General features: G+C 62.3%; 12 protein-coding genes. 9 read left to right on the top strand and 3 right to left on the bottom strand.

Going from position 1 to position 22,203, the window contains the following annotated elements; all coding sequences use genetic code 11:
* Positions 1 to 829, top strand: an 829-nt coding sequence (locus K8U03_17515) for a molybdopterin-dependent oxidoreductase (GenBank protein MCE9606691.1), incomplete at its 5' end; no start/stop codon positions are given.
* Positions 830 to 959: 130 nt separating this feature from the next.
* On the opposite strand, the gene K8U03_17510 is transcribed toward K8U03_17515, so the two are convergent.
* Together K8U03_17510 and K8U03_17505 are read right to left on the bottom strand one after the other, a co-directional pair.
* Positions 960 to 1,328, bottom strand: coding sequence for a DoxX family protein (locus K8U03_17510; GenBank protein MCE9606690.1), 369 nt, complete (start codon positions 1,326 to 1,328; stop codon positions 960 to 962).
* Between the two features lie 31 nt (positions 1,329 to 1,359).
* Positions 1,360 to 2,295, bottom strand: a complete 936-nt coding sequence (locus K8U03_17505) for an FAD:protein FMN transferase (GenBank protein MCE9606689.1) — start codon at positions 2,293 to 2,295, stop codon at positions 1,360 to 1,362.
* Positions 2,296 to 2,525: 230 nt separating this feature from the next.
* On the opposite strand from K8U03_17505, the gene K8U03_17500 reads away from it, so the two are divergent.
* From K8U03_17500 to K8U03_17475, 6 genes are all read left to right on the top strand, one after another.
* A complete protein-coding gene (locus K8U03_17500) occupies positions 2,526 to 3,614 on the top strand; it encodes a formylglycine-generating enzyme family protein (protein MCE9606688.1) in 1,089 nt (362 codons plus the stop codon).
* Positions 3,615 to 3,686: 72 nt separating this feature from the next.
* Positions 3,687 to 5,024: a Gfo/Idh/MocA family oxidoreductase gene (locus K8U03_17495; protein MCE9606687.1), complete on the top strand. Its 1,338-nt coding sequence runs from the start codon at positions 3,687 to 3,689 to the stop codon at positions 5,022 to 5,024.
* A 406-nt stretch (positions 5,025 to 5,430) separates the two neighbouring features.
* On the top strand, positions 5,431 to 8,346 hold the full coding sequence (locus K8U03_17490; GenBank protein ID MCE9606686.1) for a protein kinase: 2,916 nt from the start codon (positions 5,431 to 5,433) through the stop codon (positions 8,344 to 8,346).
* A gap of 224 nt (positions 8,347 to 8,570) precedes the next feature.
* Complete coding sequence (locus tag K8U03_17485) at positions 8,571 to 11,270, top strand: HEAT repeat domain-containing protein (protein MCE9606685.1); 2,700 nt, start codon at positions 8,571 to 8,573, stop codon at positions 11,268 to 11,270.
* Positions 11,271 to 11,313: 43 nt separating this feature from the next.
* Positions 11,314 to 13,110, top strand: coding sequence for a c-type cytochrome (locus K8U03_17480; GenBank protein ID MCE9606684.1), 1,797 nt, complete (start codon positions 11,314 to 11,316; stop codon positions 13,108 to 13,110).
* Positions 13,111 to 13,173: 63 nt separating this feature from the next.
* The gene (locus K8U03_17475; protein MCE9606683.1) at positions 13,174 to 15,231 is read left to right on the top strand and encodes a PAS domain-containing protein; all 2,058 of its coding nucleotides are present in this window, start codon (positions 13,174 to 13,176) and stop codon (positions 15,229 to 15,231) included.
* On the opposite strand, the gene K8U03_17470 is transcribed toward K8U03_17475, so the two are convergent.
* Complete coding sequence (locus K8U03_17470; GenBank protein ID MCE9606682.1) at positions 15,204 to 19,010, bottom strand: tetratricopeptide repeat protein; 3,807 nt, start codon at positions 19,008 to 19,010, stop codon at positions 15,204 to 15,206. The two genes, K8U03_17475 and K8U03_17470, sit on opposite strands and share 28 nt — an antisense overlap.
* Before the next feature lie 334 nt (positions 19,011 to 19,344).
* On the opposite strand from K8U03_17470, the gene K8U03_17465 reads away from it, so the two are divergent.
* Together K8U03_17465 and K8U03_17460 are read left to right on the top strand one after the other, a co-directional pair.
* Positions 19,345 to 19,962: a LemA family protein gene (locus K8U03_17465; GenBank protein ID MCE9606681.1), complete on the top strand. Its 618-nt coding sequence runs from the start codon at positions 19,345 to 19,347 to the stop codon at positions 19,960 to 19,962.
* Between the two features lie 57 nt (positions 19,963 to 20,019).
* Positions 20,020 to 22,080, top strand: coding sequence for a M48 family metalloprotease (locus tag K8U03_17460; GenBank protein ID MCE9606680.1), 2,061 nt, complete (start codon positions 20,020 to 20,022; stop codon positions 22,078 to 22,080).
* Positions 22,081 to 22,203 lie beyond the last annotated feature (123 nt).

The following is a 22,203-nucleotide window of genomic DNA, read 5'->3' as shown; positions in this document are numbered from 1 at the left end:
AAAGTTTTTCTCCGCCGCAGCTCCGTGTCCCGGCGCGCCCTGGCACATCGGCGCGGTGGCTAACGTGCGATTCGGCGGCGTGCCGCTGCGGCAGGTGATTGAGATCCTCAAGTTGAACGTCGATGATCGTGCGCACTTCATCACTGCCGAAGGAAGCGACGGCCCCCCGAAGCCCGACGCCGCTGACTTCGAACATAGTTTGCCGCTCGGCGACGCGCTCGACCGGACGATCCTCGCGCTCACGCTGAACGGCGAACCCCTTCCGGCCGCGCATGGCGGACCCGTGCGGCTCGTAACGCCGGGCTACTACGGCACGATGCACGTAAAGTGGTTGAACCGGATTCGCTTCGAGGCGAGCGAAACGGCGAACCATCATCAAGTGCGCCGCTATCGAACACCGCTCGCCCCGATCAAGCCCGGCGCGAAGTTTGAATACGACCTCGGCAATAGCGAGCCGAACTGGCGGATGCGCACCAAAAGCATCATTCTTTCACCAAGCGACGAGACGAAAATCGAAAAGTCGGCCGGTGCCGACAACAAAATCAATGTGGTCGGCGTCGCCTTCAACGACGGCGGTTGCCGAATCGATCGGGTCGAGCTGTCAACCGACGGCGAAGTTTGGCGTCGAGTGGAAATTGTAGTTCCCGACAGCCCTTACGCTTGGTATCGCTGGCACACGGCGGTCGATCTTAAGCCGAGTGAACACACGCTCCGCTGCCGCGCCATCGATGCGCTCGGCCGAACCCAACCGCTCGACGGCGCGATCCATTGGAACCCCGCCGGCTACGCCTGGAACGGGGTGCATACGATACGGGTCAAGGTACTATGAGTAGAGGGGAGCGAGATGCACCTTCGCGTTGCGCTCTACGCTTCTCCAATACCCCAGATGTATATCCGGGGCGCGGGCCATCCTGATCGCTCGAAGCCGCCCGTGGCGGACGGCACGTGTAACGTGCCTGCTACTTGGGCGTTCGCGTGAGCGAAAAGGCCCAGAGAATGAACATCGCTTGAAGCGGCAGCCGCCATAGATGCACGTAGGGCGGGGCCGGTAGAATCTCTTGGTGTTGATAAACGTAGATGTTGGCCGGGAAGATCGCGATCATCAGCGCAATGATGCCCCACGCCGCAAGCCGCGTGTAGCCCGGCACGAGCAACAGAGCCCCCAAGCCCATCTCCGCCACGCCGCTCAAGTACACCAACGGCAAATGCCACGGCAGATACGGCGGCATGATCTTCACATAAAACTCGGGCCGCAAGAAGTGCATCGCTCCGGCACCGAGGAGGAAGATCGCGTAAAGGAACTTCGAGATTAATTGCGGTTTCGACATGGATTGGTCCGTTGATACGAAGGACCGGGGGCTAACGCCCTGCGGCTGAGGGAGGACTCGTTGCCGTGGATCGAAAACCTTTCGATTGCGTCGTGACGGTCATTCCCGACTCTTCGCGCACGATGAACGCTTCGGCTCCCGCCGTCTTCTCTACCAACTGCAATCCTCGTTCCGGCCCGAGCACGCTGACTGCCGTGGCGAGGCTGTCGGCGGTGATGCAATCTCGGGCTGTGATGGTGACGCTCGAGCGCGTCGTGAGGCCGAGACCCGTGTGTGGGTCGACGATGTGCGAATAGCGGCGGCCGTCGAGCTCGACGAATTGAAACGCATCGCCCGAGGTCGTGAGGGCGGCGTTGACGAGTTCGACGTACCGGCTCGGCGGTCCTTTCGATTCCGTCAGCGGTGCGATTCCGATCGTCCACGCACGCTTACCCGGCGGAGGATCGCCGCAGAGGATGTCGCCCGAGGCGTCGATCATGGCGCGCGTAATGCCGTGCGATCGGATGACGCGCAGCGCTTCGTCGGCCGTGTAACCCATGGCGATGCCGCCGAGATCGAGCAGCATGCCGGGCACCAGCAATTCGGCGGTGCGCGCCTGCGGATCGAGCCGCAGATTTCTAAAGCCGACGCTCGCGCGGGCCTTCGCGAGCCGCTCTGCCGACGGAAAGGTCTTCGTGCGCCGCGCGCTGCGCCAGGCTTTCACCAGCGGCCCGACGGTCGCATCGAACGCGCCCTCGGTCGCCGCGGCGAGCTTTTGCGAGCGTTCGAGCACGAACCATAAATCTTCGCCGAGAGGGACGGCCTTCCCCGTGCCGGCCGTGACGCTAAGGCGAGTGAGTTCACTCGCCGGATCGTAGTCGCTCAGTTTCTTATCGAGTTCGGCGACCCGCGCATAAGCCGCCGCGGCGGCGAGGTTTGCGGTTCGTTGCTCGGCTGCATACAATACCAGCTTGAAATCCGCACCCATTCGGACTTCGGAATACTCGTAGCGCAAGAGTCGCGAATCGTCGGCAAGTGTCGTCTCGGTAACGGGCGTCTCGGCGGAGGTCGTCTCGATCGCTGCCGAGAGGAGCGCCGCGAGGAGTGCGATGAAGCCCGCCCCGAGTTGAAACCGCGCCGAACCTGTTCGTCGAATCCCGTTTTGCATCCCGCCGCTCGCTGATACAGTATCGTCTTCCCTCGAGGATTTCCGCCGACATGCTCAGCCTAGTCTCCCTCCGCTCCGTTTGCCATTCTTCTGTCGGCGTCCGTTTCGTCGGCTTGGTTTGCTCGGGAATCTTTTTCGTCGCCGCCGCGAACGGATCTTCGGCCGCTGAAAATGACGCGAAGAAAGCGCCGCCGGCCGAAGTCGCAGGCCTGGCGAAAACGGCAGCCGAGATGAAGCCTTATCTCGAGCAGATCAAAGACTCCGATGCCGAGTTCGAGATGCTGCCGATCCCCGGCGGCAAGTTCAAGATGGGGAGCCCGACCTCGGAAGAGAAGCGAGGCGAAGACGAGGGGCCGCAGCACGAAGTCGAGATCGCGCCGTTTTGGATGGGCAAATACGAAGTGACGTGGGACGAGTACGAAGTCTTTATGTTTCAGCTCGACATCGCGCGCCGCAAGCTCGACAACCGCGAGCCGACCGCCGCGGAAAAGATCGCCGACGCTTGCTCGAAGCCGACGAAGCCCTACACCGACATGACGTTCGGCATGGGCAAAGACCGCTTCCCGGTGATCTGCATGACGCAATACTCGGCGATGAAGTATTGCGAATGGATCAGCAAGAAGACCGGCCGCTACTATCGCCTGCCGACGGAAGCGGAATGGGAATATGCCTGCCGCGCCGGGTCGACCACGCCGTATAGCTTCGGCGAAGACGCTTCGCAGATCGGCGACTATGCCTGGTACTACGACAACAGCGACGGCAAGTACCATGAAGTCGGCAAGAAGAAGCCGAACCAGTGGGGCTTGTACGACATGCACGGCAACGTCGCCGAGTGGACCTTCGATCAATACGACCCGACGTTCTACGCGAAGTCGCCGGCGAAAAACCCTGTGAATTCGCCGAAGAAGTCGGAGCCGTGCCCGGTTCGAGGGGGCTCCTGGGACGACGATCCGGAAGCGCTGCGGAGCGCCGTCCGGATGCCTTCGACGACCGAATGGAAGCAGCAAGACCCACAAATTCCGCAAAGCATCTGGTACTATACCGACGCCCTCTTCGTCGGCTTCCGCGTCGTTCGCCCGTTGGAAGAGCCGAGCGCCGAAGTGAAAGCGAAGGTCTACGCGCCGGGCCCCCCGCAGTAACACGCGAATCGTTTTTTTCGAATTCAAGATCGAACACGTCTTTCCATTCCCCTTCTTTTTTGGAGCCGATCCATGGAACCTTCTCCTCTCAAGCTGCCGAGCACTTCTCGGCGCGACTTCATCACGAAGAGTTCGCTCGCAGTCGCCGCCGGCGGCTTGGCGCTCGAGCTCGGCTCAGCTCGCTTCGCGCATGGAGCCGAGAAAGACGACACGATTAAGATCGGCGTCATCGGTTGCGGCGGTCGCGGCACCGGTGCCGCACTGCAAGCGCTTTCCACCGAAGGCTCCGTGAAGCTCGTTGCGATGGGGGACGCCTTCGAGGACTCCGTCGAGAAGGCTTATAAGAATCTCGAAAACAGCAAAGGCCGCGACGGCCAAAAGCTCTCGACCGATCGGCTCGACTGCCCGAAAGAGCGCCGCTTCTCCGGCCTAGATGCTTATCAAAAAGTTTTGGCGTGCGATGTCGATCTGATCGTCTTGGCGACTCCGCCCGGTTATCGTCCCGTGCATTTCGAAGCGGCCGTGAAGGCCGGCAAGCACGTCTTCATGGAGAAGCCGGTCGCGGTCGATGCGCCGGGCGTGCACCGCGTGCTGGATGCCGTGGCCGATGCGAAGAAGCAAAAGCTCGCGGTCGGCGTCGGTCTGCAACGGCACCACGAGAAGAAGTACATCGAGACGATCAAGCGTCTGCAAGACGGCGAAATCGGCGACATCATTGCGGCCCGGGCCTATTGGAACGGCGGCGGCGTTTGGGATCCGCGCGTCACGCGCGATCAAACGAAGTCGGCGATGGAGTACCAAGTGCGCAATTGGTACTACTACAATTGGCTCAGCGGCGACCACATCTGCGAGCAACACATCCACAACCTCGACGTCATCAACTGGGTGAAGAACGCTTACCCTGTGAAGGCCGAAGGCATGGGTGGCCGTGAAGTCCGCGTCGACCCGAAATACGGTGAGATCTACGATCACCACGCCGTCGAGTTCGAATATGCCGACGGCTCCCGGATGTTTAGCTATTGCCGCCACATTCCGAACTGCTGGAACAGCGTCAGCGAACACGTGCACGGCTCGAAGGGAACGGCGAACGTCGGCAACGGCGAGATCTTCGTGAAGGGGGGCGACTCCTGGAAGTATCGCGGCAAGGGAGACGGCAACCCTTACCAAGTCGAACACGACGACATGCAAGCCAGCATCCGCGCCGGCAACCCGATCAACGAAGGTTACAACGGCGCGATGAGCACCATGACCTCGATCCTCGGCCGCATGGCGACGTACGGCGGCAAGGAAGTGAAGTGGGAAGACGCGCTCAACTCGAAGATCGTGCTCGGACCGAGCGACGCCATCAGTTGGGACACCGAACCGCCGGCTCCGGTTGTCGCGGTGCCGGGCCAGACGAAGGTCGTCTAAGACTTCGAGCTGCGGCAGAGAATGGTTATTCAAGGGGAGGTGCTTCGATCATCGAAGCGCCTCCCCTTTCTTTTTTTCCTATTTACTACCGAAACGGGTAACCAAGGTGCCGGCAAGGCAAACGTATGGTTGAGCTGTCGCCGGAAAGCAGTCGTAATAATCCGGCAGCCCCTTAAACTAGGCAAACCGGGGGCCTGCGGTTGCCGAAAAGCGTTGACGTTCTTGAACCGCGAATTTACGATAAGTGAATCACATCGAATAAGACCCGAACATTCGTTCGGAAGAAGATAGCCTCCTATCACTACGGAAAACATTGCGGCTCGTCACCTCAAGGGTGACGTTTGCAAATCTTTCCGTTTACCGGAACCGCGACAGGATGTCGCAGGACAGGGACGAGACCAGGGACATGGGTTCTTCGGCACGCATACCTCCCGAGCAGCCACCGGTACCCGAACCGCCCGCCGGTTCGTTGGCCGACTCGACGGAATTGCACGTGCCCGACAGTCGGACCTTCTGGCCGGAGCAGCTCGGTGAAAGCGTCGCCGATGCGACCGTGATCTCGAAGCCGGGCCGCTCGACCGAAGAGAACGCCGGCAATCCGGCGGTAGGCGGCACGGTCGTGCCGGCCCCTTCGCACGAACTCTCTAAGCTCTTAGCCGGCGAACGGCTCGGGCACTACGAGCTGATCGAATTCGCCGGCGGCGGCGGCATGGGAGCCGTGTTCCGCGGGCGCGACTGCACGCTCAACCGCGAAGTCGCGATCAAGGTTCTCTCGCGCACGCAAGCCTGCGACGACGAGACCCTCAAGCGATTCAAGAACGAGGCCCAATCGGCTGCGCGGCTGGACCACGAAAACATCGCTCGCGTCTATTACGTCGGCGAAGATCGGGGCCTGCACTTCATCGTCTTCGAATTCATCGAAGGGGTGAACGTCCGCCAATTGGTCGAGAAGGTCGGCCGCATCCCGCTCGACGATGCCGTGAGCTATACGCTGCAAGTCGCCGATGCGCTCTCGCATGCGTCGGCGCGCGAGATCGTGCATCGCGATATCAAGCCGTCGAATATCATCATCACCGCGCAAGGCCGAGCGAAGCTCGTCGACATGGGGCTCGCCCGCCTACACGGCATCCAGCCCGGCGCGGAAGACCTGACGGCCAGCGGCGTGACGCTCGGCACGTTCGACTACATCTCTCCCGAGCAAGCTCGCGACCCGCGCGGGGCCGACGTGCGCAGCGACATCTATTCGCTCGGCTGCACGCTCTACTACATGCTCACCGGCCGGCCGCCGTTTCCCGAAGGGACCGTGTTGCAGAAGTTGCTGCAACACAACAGCGACGACCCGATCGACCCTCGCGAATTCAACCCGACTTTACCGGAAGCGGTCACGACGATCTTGCGCAAGATGCTCGCGAAAGATCCGCTGCGTCGTTATCAAACGCCGGCCGATCTGATCGCCGACTTGCTCCATCTCGCCGAGCGCATTGGAATTCGCCGCAACGAAGTGCGCCTCGCCACGAAATGGGAGTCGGGCCCGCAAGCGGCCACGGCTTGGCAACGGCATCTCCCGTGGATCGTGCCGATCGCGGCCCTCGCGGCGATCATCGTCGGCTTGGAGTTCTACGATCGGGCCCGCGACGACGACTGGAACTCGCTCCGCCTCGATCCGCGCATGGCGCAAGCCCCCGGCACCCCCGAAGAGAATCGAAAGCCGGCCGGCAACGACAACGGGCCGCCGACCGCGATTCCCGATCCCGGCGCAGCGCCGGCGACACCGGTCCCCACCGGCTCGGGCGCCGCGAGTGCCGTGGCTGTGCAACCGGTTCCGACCGGCACGGCCGCCGCGAACACGACTCCTGCCAATGGCAGCACTCCGCTGACGCTGCCGACGACGCTTACGAAGATTGACCTGAGCACGCCGTTCGTAAAGAGCACGACCCCGGTTGTCCCAATGATCGACCCGACCGTCGCACCCGCCGGCGTGACGCCTGCCGTCGCGACGCTTCCCACGCCCCCGGCAGACCCTGCGGCGGTTGCTCCCGTCGGGCCGCGCAAGCTGCCGGCACCGCGCGACGGCGTGCTCGTCGTTTGCGATGCGCCGGACGATTCCGGTCGCTACATGAGTTTGCGAGCGGCATGTTTCGCAGCCAAGAACGGCGATGTCGTCGAGCTTTGCTACGACGGCGAGCGCGTCGAACGTCCGCTGGTGCTGAACAACCTCAAGCTCACGGTGCGGGCCGGCGAAGGGTATCGCCCGAGGATCCGCTTCCGCCCGGCCGAAGCGGCGATCCCGAACTTGCCGCACATGATGGCGACAATCGTCGGCGGCCGGCTCACGATGGTCGGCATCGAAATCGGCTTCGACGTTCCTTCTCCGCAAGATTTCCCCGCCGATCATTGGTCGCTGTTCGAGTTGCAACATGCCGAATATCTCGGCTTGGAGCGCTGCGTGTTGACGATCAACAACGCCTCGGCCGACGGCCGAGCTTATCATCCGAACGTCGCACTGCTCGGCACGAGCTTGCCGCCGGGTGCGCCGTCGTCGATGAACATGCCGATGACGACCGAAGGAGCCACGCCGGCGCCGACGGTCGAACCGGTCGAGGTATGGCTCGAACATTGCGTAGTCCGCGGCGAAGCATCGTTGTTGCGGGCCGCCGAACTACAGCCGATTTCGCTGCACTGGAACGATGGCTTGCTATCGGTCAGCGAATCGGCCGTCGTCGTGACCGGCGGAGCGATCTTGCCGAAGGACGTCGACGTGCGGATCGATCTGAACCATCTCACCGCGGTCACGGCGGCCCCGTTCGCGCAGATCAGCGACAACTTCGATGCCCCGCATCTTCCTTCGATCGCGATCACCTGCTCGGACTCGATCCTCTATTCGCTCACCGGCGCTCCGTTGGTCGACTACGACGGCATCGACGTCCGCAACGATTTCCTCAAGACCTTCCAATGGACCGGCGAACGGGTCTTCTATGAAGGTTTCAAGCCGGAAGGGTTTTGGCGTTTGGCCTCGGGCGACGACGTGGCGCAAATGCTGACGTTCGACGATTGGCGCGCGCAGTGGGGCCCGCAACGGGAATTGCAAACGGTCTGGCGCGAGGTGCGATGGAAGCGGCCGATCCCGCTCTCGCCGATTTTCCACTCAATGCATCCCGACGATTTCGCCCTCGACGACGCCGGCGCCGCGCAACGGGCCGTCCGCGGAGCGGCCGACGGCAACGACGTCGGGATGGTCCGGGCGCTGCTTCCCCTTTTCAGTTCCCTCTCCAAAACCGACGGCGATCTCCGAACGCAGTCCGTCGGGTCGCGCACGCCGTAGCGCCGCCGTCAGGCCGGAGCGGCGTGCCTCGGCCGAAATGCATTCAGCGCTGCGACGCTTGGCGATTCGCCGGGTCGGCAATGCCGCTCAACCCCTTGTTTGCCGCGGGTTTCGAGCTTAGCCTTATAAGGCCTCGGCAGGACCTGCCGAAAACGTTCCCTTCCGAAAGAATCGGCCCTCCGGCATACCCTCCCACCTTCGCATTTCCGGATCTTAAACTTATGATGCGCATCGCTTCGCTTTCCCGGCGGTCGATTCCGAGCATTCTGATCGTCGGACTCCTCTCGGTCTGCCTCACGCCGGCCGCCTCGGCCGAGTTGCCGAAGCTCGAGCTTCGCAAGGGCGACCATGTCGTGATCGTCGGCAACACGCTCGCCGAACGGATGCAATATTTCAGCGGTTTCGAGACGCTGCTCCACAGTCGCTTCCCGCAACTCGAGCTCGTCGTGCGCGACCTCGGGTGGTCGGCCGATGAGCTCAGCCTGCGCCCGCGCTCGAAAGACTTCCGCGACCACGGCCACACCCTGGCCGACCACAAGCCGAACGTCCTCCTGGCGATGTTCGGGTTCGACGAATCGTTTCGCGGCCCGGCGGGCTTGAAGCAGTTCGAGAAAGACTTGGAAAGCTTCCTGCAAAGCCCACAACGAATCGACGACTTCGCCACCTCGCGCAGCAATTGGGACAAGACTCCCGACGTCACCAAGGCGCCTCCGAAGCTCGAAACGCTGCGGCAGATTGTGCTCGTCTCGCCGATCGCGTTCGAAAACCTCGGCCTATCGACTCTGCCCGACGGTACCGAACAGAACAAGAACCTCGAACTCTACACGGCCTCGATGAAGGCCGTGGCCGAGAAGCAAGGGGTCGTCTTCGTCGATCTGTTTCACCCCTCGCTCGAACTGATGAAGGCCGGCAAAGCGAACCCGCTGACGATGAACGGCGTGCATCTCAATCGCCACGGGGATCAAGTCGTCGGTAAGTTGTTGGACGAGTCGTTGTTCGGCGCGGCTCCCGTGTCGAAAGTCGATGCTGCCAAGCTGTTGGCCGAAGTCCAAGAAAAGAACCTGCAATTCTTCTACGACTATCGCGCGATCAACGGCTTCTACATCTACGGCGGCCGCAAGGCCCCGTTCGGCATCGTCAACTTTCCGGCCGAGTTCGCCAAGCTCCGCAAGATGATCGCCGTGCGCGATCGGCGCATCTGGGACGTCGCGCAGGGGAAGGAAGTCGCCGCGAAGATCGACGACTCCGGCACCGGCGAATTCACGAAGATCGAAACCAACTTCAAGAACCCGGTCTCCCTGACGTCGCCGGAGGAATCCGCCAAGAAGTTCGAATTGCCCGAAGGTTATGCGGTGAACCTGTTCGCATCGGAAGTCGAATTTCCGGAGCTAGGCAATCCCGTTCAGTTCGCCTTCGACGCCAAGGGCCGACTCTGGGTCACGACCATGGAGTCGTATCCGATGTATCTGCCCGGCACGCCGGTCGACGATAAGATTCTCATTCTCGAAGACACCGACGGCGACGGCAAAGCCGACAAGCGAACCGTGTTCGCCGACAAGCTGCATGTGCCGACGGGCCTGGAATTCGGCAAGGGGGGCGTGTTCGTCGCGCAACAGCCGAACCTGCTCTTCCTGAAAGACACCGACGGCGACGACAAGGCCGACGTCCGCGAACTCGTGCTCCACGGCTTCGACTCGGCCGACTCGCACCATTCGATCAGCGCCTTCACCTACGACCAAGGAGGCGCGCTCTACTTCGAAGAAGGGACGTTCCACCATACGCAAGTCGAAACCCCCTACGGCCCACGCCGCTGCGTGAACGCCGGGGTGTTTCGCTGGGAGCCGCGCACCTGGCGCTTCGACGTCTTCGTCTCTTACGGGTTCGCCAATCCGTGGGGGCATATCGTCGACTCTTGGGGACAAAACTTCGTGGCCGATGCTTCGGGCGGGGCCAACTATTTCGGCGCCGCCTTCTCGGGCGATGTCGACTATCCGAACAAGCACGGCGGCCTCAAGCAATTTCTGACGAAGCAATGGCGACCGACCGCGGGCTGCGAGCTCGTTTCCAGCCGCAACTTCCCCGCCGCGGCTCAGGGGAACTATCTGCTCAACAACTGCATCGGCTTCCAAGGGGTGCTGCAATACAAGATGCGTGAAGAGAAGTCGGGCTTTGCGGCCGACCCGGTCGATCCGTTGTTGAAGTCGAGCGATCCGAATTTCCGTCCGGTCGATATCGAGTTCGGGCCCGACGGTGCTTTGTACGTCTGCGATTGGTTCAATCCGCTCGTCGGCCACATGCAACACAACCTCCGCGACCCGAACCGCGATCACAACCACGGCCGGATCTGGCGCATCGCCTATACCAAGCAACCGCTCGTGAAGCCGGCCAAGATCGCCGGCGAGCCGATCGCGGCGTTGCTGAACCTGTTGAAAAACGAACCGGAAGAACGAACCCGCGCTCGCGTTCGCACTGAACTGTGGAACCGCGACGTGGCGGAAGTGATGACGGAATTGAAAAGCTGGACCGCCGGCCTCGACACGTCCGACCCGAACTACGAGCATCACCTGCTCGAAGGGCTCTGGCTGCGCCAGGCGCTCGACGTCGTCGATGAGGCGTATCTGACGAAGATGCTGAAATCGCCGGAACCGAAGGCCCGCGCCGCCGCGACGCGCGTCCTCTGCTATTGGCGCGATCGGGTAGCCAAGCCGCTGGCGCTCTTGCAACAACAAGTGAACGACGCTCACCCGCGCGTGCGCCTGGAAGCGATTCGGGCCTTGAGCTTCTTCCACACGCAAGAGGCGATCGACATCTCGGTCGAATCGCTGCTCTACGAAGACGACGATTATCTAAAGTACACGCTGGCCGAAACGACGAAGACGCTCGACGCGCGCGTGAAGAGCGCCGCCGCGGCGGCGAAGAAGTAACGCAGCGAAGTCATGTAGCGCCGTAGCTAGGAACAAAGAACGCATGAGCGACAACGTCGCGCAGGTCGTGGCACGCCTCGTCTTTTCGGTTTCCCTCGCGATCTTCGTCTTCGACGGCGGTGCGGCAGCTGCGCAATCGTCGTCCAGCTCCGTCGCTCCGCTGTTGCGGTTGCTGCAAAGCGGCAAGCTCCCCGCCGCGCGCAAAGGAACGGTCGTCGAGATGATCTGCAGCCGGGGCGAGCCGGACGATCTCGCCGTCGTGTTGAAGCAAACGATCGCCGGCGACTACGACGCGGCCCTGTCGACGAAGGTGCTGCAACTGCTGACCGACGCCGCCGTGGTTCGCAAAGTGAAGCCGGCCGGCGATCTCTCCGTCGTGGAGAAACTACTGCAACCGGCCGCCGGCGAGCAGAGCGATGAAGTTCGCTTGGCGGCCGTGCGTTTGGCCGGCATTTGGAAAGTCGCTTCCGCGGCCGATGAGTTGCGAGCGATCGTCGCGGACGAAACGCTGAAAGAAGCGCTCCGCAATGCCGCCGTCGATGGGCTCGGCGGGCTCGGAGGCGACGAGGCGCAGCGAGCCCTCGGCGAAGTGTCGGCGACGGCGAAGTCGGCGAGCCTCCGCTTTCGAGCTGCCGCGGCGCTCGCCAAGCTCGATTTGAATCAAGCTGCCGACGTCGCCGCGAAGGCGCTCGCGGCCGCAAGCCCGACCGATGACGTCGGCCCGTTGCTCGATGCGTTCCTCACGCGCAAAGGGGGTCCCGACAAACTCGCCGCGGCTCTGAAGCCGGCCGGCCTGACGCCCGACGCCGCGAAGCTTTCGCTGCGCTACATTTATTCCGTCGGACGAAGCGATCCGGAATTGTCGAACGTCTTGAGCAGTGCGGCCGGAATTGCGCTCGATCAAAAGCCCCCGACCCCGGAAGAACTGCAAGCGCTCTTGAAGGAGATCGCCGAGCACGGCGATGCCGCTCGGGGCGAGCGGATCTTTCGCCGCACCGATCTCAGCTGCATGAAGTGCCATGCCGTGAGCAGAGCCGGTGGACAAGTCGGGCCGGACCTCAGCGCGATCGGGTCGATCTCGCCGGTCGACTACGTCGCCAATTCGATTCTCGTTCCCAATCTCGCGATCAAGGAACAGTTCGTCACGCGCGTCTTCACCACGGCCGACGGCCAAACGATCACGGGCATCGTCGTCGATCGCGACGACGTACGCGTGAACGTCAAAGATGCCGGCGGCAAGGTCGTCACGATTCCGACGGCCGACATCGATGAAGAAGAGGAAGGCAAATCGCTCATGCCGCAAGGCCTGACGAAGTTTCTCACGCGGCAAGAGCTCGTCGATCTCGTGAAGTTCATCTCCGAGCTCGGCCGGCCCGGCCCTTACGCGATTCGCTCGCTGCCGACGATCCAACGCTGGCGCGTTCTGAAATCGTTGCCGACGGAACTACAGGCCGAGGCTCCGAACGTCGAGCACTTTCGCGAGCATGTGCTCGACGCGCCGGCCGACGCCTGGGCTCCGGCCTACGGTATGACCGCCGGCGTATTGCCGCTCGCCGAACTCGGCAAGCCCGGCAGCGTATTGTTTCTTCAAGGGGAGCTCGAAGTCGTCGAGCCGGGCAGCGTGACTTTCCGCGTCGACTCGACGGAGCCGACGCTGCTCTGGATTGATGCGGAGCCGTTCGAGTCGCAAAGCAAGCCGACCATCGAACTGACCAAAGGGCGGCACCGCGTGACGTTGCGCATCGCTTTGGGCTCCGGCTCGGAATCGCCGCAACTGAAAGTCGAGATCTCGAAGCCGGCGAATTCGAAAGCGCAGTTCGACGTCGTGGGAGGAAGCTGATTCGAGCCGGAGATTCACGAAGGACGTTCGGAGTTTCATTCACGCCCCCGGTCTTCAAGACAAATGACCGAACACGGAACGCTTGCCGAATCCGCGGCGCTCGACTTCGGAAGCCTTTCCGAAGCCGAGGTGCTCCGGCGCTTGCCCGAGTTCACGCTCGACGCCGATTTCATTCGCAGCTCGATCGAGCAATCGGGCCGCGTCTTCATCGCTTTCTCGATCGACGCCACGAAGACCCTCTACGTGAGCCCGAAGTTCGATGAGATCTGGGGCTGCTCGCGACAACGCCTTTACGATTCTCCCTCGTTCTGGCATGAGACCTTGCATCCCGACGATCGTGAATCGGTCGCTAGGTTGGCGCAAACTTATTTCGAAAATGCGACTCACCCTCATCCTCCGCTCGAATACCGGATCGTTCGTCCCGACGGCGAAGTGCGCTGGCTATGGGGTTACCTTTTTCATTGCCGCGACGCCGCACTCGGCCTGAGGTTCATGGGCGGGATCGCGGAAGACGTCACGTTCGCGAAAGCGTCGGCGTTGGAAAAAGAGCGGGCCCGCAACGAGCTGGAAGCGACCGTCGCCGCGCGCACGGCCGAGCTCACGCGGCTCAACGAAGCGCTACGGCGCGAGATCAAACAGCGCGTCGAAACGGAAGACCGGCTCAAGGCTCAACACGGCTTTTTGAAGAAGGTGCTGCAGGTTCAAGAGCTCGAGCGCAAGTTCATCTCGCACGATATCCACGACGGCACCGTACAGAGCGTGATCGCGGCGAACATGCATTTGGATTCGGCGCTGAGCACCGCCTCGTTCGACGAAACCGTCAGTCGCGAGCTGCGCGAAGCGCATCGCCTGCTCGGCGAAGTGCTCGCCGAGACGCGCCGCATGATCGCCGGCATTCGCCCCGCCACGCTCGACGACCTCGGCGTCGCCGCGGCGATCGAAGGGCTCGTCGTCGAGAACGCGCACCATGGATTGAACGTCGTCTTCGTCAACGGCATCGGCGACCGGCGTTGGTCGCCTGCGATCGAAATGACGATCTATCGCATCGTGCAGGAATCTCTGTCCAACGTCCGTCGGCACGGCAACACCGAGCAGGCCGACATTGAGATTCAATGCACCGCCGAGCGCATTACCGTCACCGTGACCGATCGCGGCCGAGGCTTCGACGTCGCCGCGGCCGCCGACGGAGAGTTCGGGCTGCGCGGCATTCGCGAACGGGCCACGGCGATCGGCGGCAATGCCGACATCAAGAGCGTGATCGGCAAGGGAACCATCGTCTCCGCCGTGCTGCCGACCTTAGACCCTGCGGAAGCGGCCTCGGTCGAGCGCGCGCGGGCCGAGGCGGCGCTGCGCAAGTCGAAGGAGCGGCTGCAGGCGATCCTCGATCGAACCTCGACCGTGATCTTCGTCAAAGATCATCTCGGGCGTTACGAGCTCGTCAACAACCGCTTCGAAGAACTGTTTCACGTCGATCGTCGTACGTTCTTAGGCAAGTCGCCCTACGATCTTTATCCTCCCGAGGTCGCCGACTCGTTGATGGCGAACGATCGCGCGGTGCGCGCCGAGGGAGTGCCGATCACGGTCGAAGAGACCGTGCCGACGAACGGCGAACTACGATCTTATTTGGCCGTGAAGTTTTTGATTCCCGGCGCGGAAGGTCCGGAGTCGTCGTTGTGCGGCATCGCGACCGACATCACGGAGCGAAAGCGCGAGCTTCGCGAATTGACGGAAAGCCGGAGCCGGTTTCAGTCGTTCATGGATCATGTGCCGATGCTGGCTTGGCTCAAGGATTCCGACGGGCGCTACGTCTACGTCAACCAATGTTTCTACGGCGTCTTGAAGTTCCGCGAGGAACAAGTGATCGGCCACGACGACTTCGCCCTGTTCGCGCACGACGTCGCAACCGCCGTACGGCAACACGATCTCGAGGTCTTGCAAACCGGTCAAGCACACCGCTACTTGGAGTCGGCTCCGGTCGGAAGCTCGTCGCCGGTCGTGTGGGAGTCGTTCAAATTTCCGGTAGCGGCCGGCGACGGTAGCATCATGGTCGGCGGCGTGGCCTTCGATGCCACGCGCCCTTTCTCTCCGTGCGACTACGACAAGTCCGCCGAAAAGCCGTAGCGCACGGTCGTGACCTTCGCATCTCCCGGCTTCACCCCTTCGTCGGGCTTCGAGTCTTTCCGCACCTTGCGCAACAGTTCTTGCACGGCCGGTTTGCCTTGCAGCGATTTTAGCTCGGGAGCGAACTCGAACCGCGCGGCATTCTCCAAACTCCGGAAGTAGCCGGCATCGTAAGCCTGCGTCAGCAGCGCGAGCGCACGTTCGATCTGTTTTTCGGAGTTCATCGGATCTACGACCGCTAGTTGCGCGCTGCGCTTCGCGGCCAAGAACGAATAGTCGCCGTTCCGCGCGTCTAAAGTCGCGAGCCGCTCGACGGCCGCTCGCGCTTCGTCGTACTTCTTCGCCGCCGTTAAGGTCGTGATGCGAAAATCGAGCAGATCGCCGAGCAAGGCCGGATCTTGTTTTTCCAGCAGCGTCGCGTCGGCGGTCGCTTTCTCGGCGAGCGCGCAACGGGTTTTCAGCGTCGTCAGCTCGGCGATCCATTCGTCGTACTGCTTCCGATCTTTCTCGGCGGCTTGCGTCCGAAGTGTGCTAACCTGCTCGATCGCTTGATCGCTCCACGTGCCGGCTGCCGACGCGTTGCGCGCTTGCCAGGCTTGCTGCGCCATCAAGGTTTCGACGTTCGCGAGAAACGAACGTCGCGAAACATCCTGTGGCGCGGCAGCGACGAACTTCTGCGCCAGGTCGATCGACGCTTGCAGTTGCTTCGCCGCCGTTGCCGTGTCGCCGAGGCGCAGCTCGACCATGCCGACTCGGAAGCAAGCGTCCGAAACGGTTCGCTGCAGTTGCGCATCGTCGGCCTTCGCCGCCAGCCGGCTCTTCGCCAACTCGGCATAGGCCGCAAAGGAATCGCGGGCCGTCGCCAAGTCGCCGAGCAAGAGCGATGTGTCTCCGACGGCGAAGAGTCCCGTCGAAAGTTCCCGCTGCCATTGGAGATTTGTCGGATCTTCTTTGGCGAGCTTGCCGAGAATCGCCGCCCGCTTTCGATAATGATCGAGGGCCTGCTTCGGTTGATTCTTTCGCTCGCTCACCTTGCCCAAGCGATCGAACGAGGAAGCCAAATCGCTTTGAAAGCGGGCATTCGCCGGATCGCTTGCAGCAAGCTGCTGCGCGATTTCATGATTGAAGAGAAAATAATCTTCGGCCTCGCTCAGCTTATCGCGTCGGAACGAAATGTCGCCGAGCTGCACGTACGACACCAACAAATCGCGCAACGACTGCATATTGTTGGGATCGTCTTCGTACAACGTCTTCCGCAGCTTCAAGCTCTGCTGGTAGAAGTCTTCCGCCGCGGGAAAGTCGCCGCGCTGCGCAGCCAACTCGCCGAGCCGATCCAACGTCACAGACAGATCGCGTACGGCGACGACGTTTTCCGGCGCCCCTTCGACGAGCTTACGCCGCACTTCCAGGCTTTGCTTGAAATATTCGTCGGCCTCGGCGACGTCTCCCTTCGACAATCGCAGGTCTCCCAAGCGTTCATGCGCCACTGCCAAATCGCGATCGTGCTCCGACTTGCCGGGATGTTTGTCGACGAGCTTCTTCGTGATCGCCTGAAACTGCAAATAAAAATCTTCTGCGGCGTCGAGCTTCCCCATCTCTTGATTCACGAGCCCGAGGCGTTGCACGGTCGCGGCCAGATCGCGCTGCACGGCCGCATCGTCGGGCCGCTCGATGCCGGCCGCCGCGCGCAGCGCGAGCGACTTCTCCAACAGCGGCAAAGCACGAACCGGCAGCCCGCGGCGCAAGCTGACGTCGCCGAGCCGCTGGTAAGCGGAACCGAGATCGCGCCGCGCAACGTTATCGGTCGCGTCGGCGGCGAAGCGTTTGCCGGCCAGCTCTTCGGCGATCGCGAACTCTTTTTCCGCCAGATCGGTAGCGTTTCCGCCGTCGAGCGCTCCGGCATCTAAGAAGATATCGCCGAGATCGAGATGCGCGCGAACGAGGCTTTGATCCGCTTCCGGAGCGTTCTTCAAACTCCCGGCCGCTTGCTTCAAGCCGTCGATCACGGTGTTGAGCATGCTTTGCCGCACCGTTTGCGCGGCCGGCACGTTCTTCAACTTCGCTTGAATATCGAACAACACCGACTTCAACGTCGCCAACGCGAGCCGACTCTGTTGCTCTGCGCGCTCGGCGTGAGCCATGGCACGGAGCTGCTCCTGCTTCGCGATGTCGGCATTCTCATCGGCGCGGCGACGGGCCTTCTCGGCTTCGTTCCGCGCCAGCTCTTCGTCCGCCAACGCGGTTTGCAAATCGCTGCGCAAGCCCGCTTCGCGCACGTACGCCGTCCCGGCGACCGTCGCCACGGCGACGATCGCCACGGCCGCCGCGCGCGTCCAGGTCTTGTGCCGCCGAGTCCAGCGTTGCCAGCGCTGCAGCCGCGATTCCGGCAACGCCGAGACCGGCTCGTCGGCCAACCACTTTTCGATATCGTCGGCCAGCGTCTTCGCCGCCGAGTAGCGGTCTTCCGGCTTGAGCGACATCGCTTTGCGACACACGGCGTCGAGCCCGATCGGCACGTCGCGTTTCACTTGCCGCGGCGGCGGAAACACCCCGCGCTGCACATCCATCAAAACCTTGCGCACATCCGCGGCGATGAACGCGGCCTGGTCGGTGAGCAAGCAATAGAGAGTCGCACCTAGGCTATAGACGTCGCTCGCCGGGCCGACCAAATCGAGCCGCCCCATCGCTTGTTCAGGGCTCATGAATTGCGGCGTGCCGACAATCGAGCCCATCTGCGTCGGGCGGTTGGTCGTGCTCGCGGAAATCGAGGAGCCGACGCCCGAATCGTCGTCCGAGTCGGCATGCACATGCACGTCGCCGAACGGACGCGCGAGCCCCCAGTCGACGACGAGCGTTTCGCCGTAAGGGCCGAGCATGATATTTTCCGGCTTAATATCGCGATGCGCGATGCCGCGGCTATGCGCGTATTCGATCGTATTGCAGACCGCGACGAAGCGCGTGAGCAAGTTGCGCAGCTCAAGCGCACGGGCCGCAGGATCCGACTTAGGCAAGAAGCCCGCCGCGTGATACTGCTCGATCGCATCTTCCAGGCTCATGCCGCGAATGAAGCGCATCGCGTAATACGGACGACCGTCGATCTGCTTCCCGAGCCCGTAAACCGGCACCACGCCAGGATGCTCCAAGCTGCCGGTCACTTCGGCTTCGATCATAAAGCGGGTGCGGCTCGTATCGTTGTCCGCTTGTCGCGGCAAGATTTGCTTGAGGGCCACTTCTCGTTTGACTTCTTCGTCCATCGCGACGAACACCTCGCCGAGCCCGCCTCGCGCATGCGGGCGCAAGATGCGGAAGCGCGACTTGCCGTTCGGCGTCGTCGCGGCTCCGGCCGAAGAATTCGCCGCATCGCCCGAATCCTCGTCGAGCGTCTGGTGGCCGGCGACCGTCTTATCGCTCGCCAACACGACGTCGGACGCCGCGAGCGTGGCATGCGGCCGGCCGGAGACGATGTCGCACAGCACGCTGCGCAACGACTCGGCCGAGTCGAAGGTCTCGATGGTCCGCGCCGGATCGGCTCCGGCCTCATCGAGCGTACCGGCCGGGTCGTGCGGTGCCGTGCCGGGCGAAGCGGCGAGCGCTTCTTCGACCCGCTTTCGATCTCGATCGCTAAGCTTGCCCATCCGTTTGAGCACCTCGGCCAGGCTGCTGCTCGGCGCGACCGTGCATTCGTACATCGCAGCCATGAGCGCTTCGCGGTCGACGATGCCCAATCGCCACGCCGTCATCCCGAACAACACGTTGCGATCCGATTCTGCGCTCGACATCGAAAAACGTCCTCTTTTTCCAAGAAACGAACGCGAGCCGCGAAGCACTCATAATCCTGCTCGGCCGCGCGGTGCTCGACGCCGCGCGCAAACCGACTTCCGGCCGATCAACACGGCACGCCGAACCAAGTCCTACGGATAACAATGCCTACGGATTGCGACGACCGTATTCTATACAGTTACGAACTTGCAAGGTACATTACCGGCGTCGTCGAATGCGGGGCTTGCGACATTCCGACGTTGCGGCTCGGCCCGAGCGATCGCATACGCCACATTTCCCTCGTCGCCGCACGATCTATTCCCTGCTATTCACCCTGAAACACGGAGCCTTTCCATGTCGCTGCTGGCCGAATTGTCGACGAACACGATGATCTTACTCGGTGTCGCAGGCTTTGCGCTGTTGGTGTTGATGTATTTCATCGGCATTTACAACACGCTGGTCACGCTGCGCAATCGCTTCAAAAACGCCTACGCGCAGATCGACGTCCAATTGAAGCGCCGCAACGACCTGATTCCGAATCTCGTCGAAGTCGCTAAGGGCTATATGAAGCACGAGCGCGAAACGCTCGAAGCCGTGATCGCGGCGCGCAACCAAGCCGTCTCGGCGAATCAAAAGGCCTCCGCATCGCCCGGAGATCCGGCGGCGATGCAAGGCTTGATGTCGGCCGAAGCGCAACTCGGCGGCACAATGTCGCGGATGTTCGCCCTTGCCGAAAGCTATCCCGACTTGAAGGCCAATCAAAACATGGCGCAACTTCAAGAGGAGCTCACCTCGACGGAAAACAAAGTCGCGTTCTCGCGACAAGGCTACAACGACGCCGTCACTTCGTACAACACGAGCCGCGAAACGTTCCCGAACGTGATCGTGGCCGGATTCGCCGGCTTCACGGAAGCGAAACTCTTCGAGATCGAAGTCGCCTCCGAACGCAACGCCCCGAAGGTGACGTTCTAAGCGCGCCGTTCGTTTCCGGTCCTGTGTTTCGATCTTCAGGCGAGCGAATGAGTCGCAATGAATTTTTTTGAGCATCAAGACGATGCCCGACGCAAGACCGGGCGACTGGTCTACCTGTTCGTGCTAGCCGTCATCACGATCGTCCTCAGCATCTACCTGCTGTTCGCGACCTTGATCGTCTTCGGCAAGGAAAAAGAAAACCAACCGATCGACTATCGGGGACTTTGGAACCCGAAGCTGTTCGTCGCCACGCTCATCGGCGTCGGCGGCGTGATCGGGGCGGGAAGCCTCTATCGCTCGGCTTCGCTCCGTGCCGGCGGTAAGAGCGTGGCCGAATTGCTCGGCGGCCGGTTGCTCGATGCATCCACGCGCGATCTGCAAGAACGCCGGCTGTTGAATATCGTCGAAGAAATGGCCCTCGCCTCGGGCATGCCGGTTCCTCCGGTCTACTTGATGGATCAAGAATCGGGGGTCAACGCGTTCGCCGCCGGGTTCTCGCCGGCCGACGCCGTGATCGGAGTGACGCGCGGCACCGTCAGCGCGCTCACCCGCGACGAGCTGCAAGGGGTGATCGCCCACGAATACAGCCACATTCTCAACGGCGACATGCGGCTCAATCTTCGCCTGATCGGCGTGCTCTACGGCATTTTGCTGCTGAGCATGATCGGCTACATCGTGATGCGCATGATGATGTCGACCCGAACGTCGTCGTCGTCCTCAAGCAGTAGTTCGAGCAGCGACAAGAAAAGCGACAGCGGCGGAGTCATGCTCGCGTTCTTCGTCGTCGGGCTCGGGCTCTACGTGATCGGCTACATCGGGGTCTTCTTCGGCCATCTGATCAAGAGCGCCGTGTCGAGGCAGCGAGAATATTTGGCCGACGCCTCGGCCGTGCAGTTCACGCGCAATCCCGAGGGAATCGCCGGAGCGCTCAAGAAAATCGGAGCGCTCGGTTCGCGCATCCAGAGCGAACAGGCCGAGCAAGCGAGCCACATGTTTTTCGGCAACGGCATGAAAGCCAGTTTCCTCAGCATGCTCTCCACCCATCCTCCGCTGCTCGAGCGCATCCAGCGCATCGAACCGACCTTCAACGGCGACTTCGCCAAAGACAAGCTCCAGTGGCCGGAGGAAACGCAGCCGGCTGCCGTTCCGGAAAAAAAGAAGAAGTCGGGTGCGGGGAAGCGGTCGCCGTTTCCCGCTGTGTTCGGCGGCGTGTTGGCGGGCGAAGCGGCAATGGCGAATCTTGCCGGCGCCGCGGCTCCATCTATGCCGCGCTCGTTGTCGGCGGCGGGCGCGGTGGCGAACGTCGGCGAACCGTCGACGAAACATTTCGAGTTCGCCGCGGCCTTGCTCGACCGGATTCCCGAGAAACTCGGCGAAGCCTTGCACGATCCGCTCGGCGCAACGCAGGTGCTCTACGCACTCTTGCTGCAAGCAGACCCGGCCGACGACGAGCCGGGCCTGCGCTTGATCGCCGATGCGTTCGACGAAGCGACGGCCGGCGACGTGAGCGAGTATGTTGAATTCGTCGCACCCATGGGTGCCGCCGCCCGGCTGCCGATGGCGCAGATCGCGATGTCTGCCTTGCGGCGCCTTACGCCGCCCCAATTCGATCTGTTCCGCAAAACCGTCGTCGGGCTGATTCGCGCCGATCGGCGAGTCAGCATGTTCGAATACTGCTTGCAGCGGATGATCATCAAGCATCTGGTCGATTTCTTCCGGCCGAAGCCGCCGAAGAAAGTCGTTTACAAACGCCTGGGAGACGTCGCCGACCAAGTCGCCGTGTTGCTCTCGGCGACCGCTTACGCCGGCTCCGACGATACGCAGAACGAAATCGATGCCTTCTACGAAGCCGGGCAGGCCAAGCTCGGCGAAGAGTTCCGCCAGCCGATCGCCTCGCGCAGCGAGTGCGGCTTCGCGGCCGTCGACACGGCGCTCGATGCCCTGTCTCGCTCGTCGGGCGCGGTGAAGCAACCGGTTCTCGAAGCTTGCGCCGCGGTGATCGGAGCCGACGGCCGCATGACGATCGACGAAGGAGAGCTTCTCCGTACCATCGCGGACGCACTCGACTGCCCGATGCCGCCGCCGGCCGCCGAGCTGATGGTCGACGAAGCCGCCTAACAGTGCTGTCGCATAACGCAACTGCGGAGCGGCGCTACTCGCCCGGCTTTTCTTCGCCGCGCGCGAACCTCGTCTCCAGCGATTGTCTCTTCTATCACTGGGATAGATGACTTCGTTCCATTC

This window comes from Planctomycetia bacterium (assembly GCA_021413845.1).
Classification (GTDB): domain Bacteria; phylum Planctomycetota; class Planctomycetia; order Pirellulales; family PNKZ01; genus PNKZ01.
Note: the sequence above shows the minus strand (reverse complement) of the source record. Positions and strands in the feature narration are given on the sequence as shown.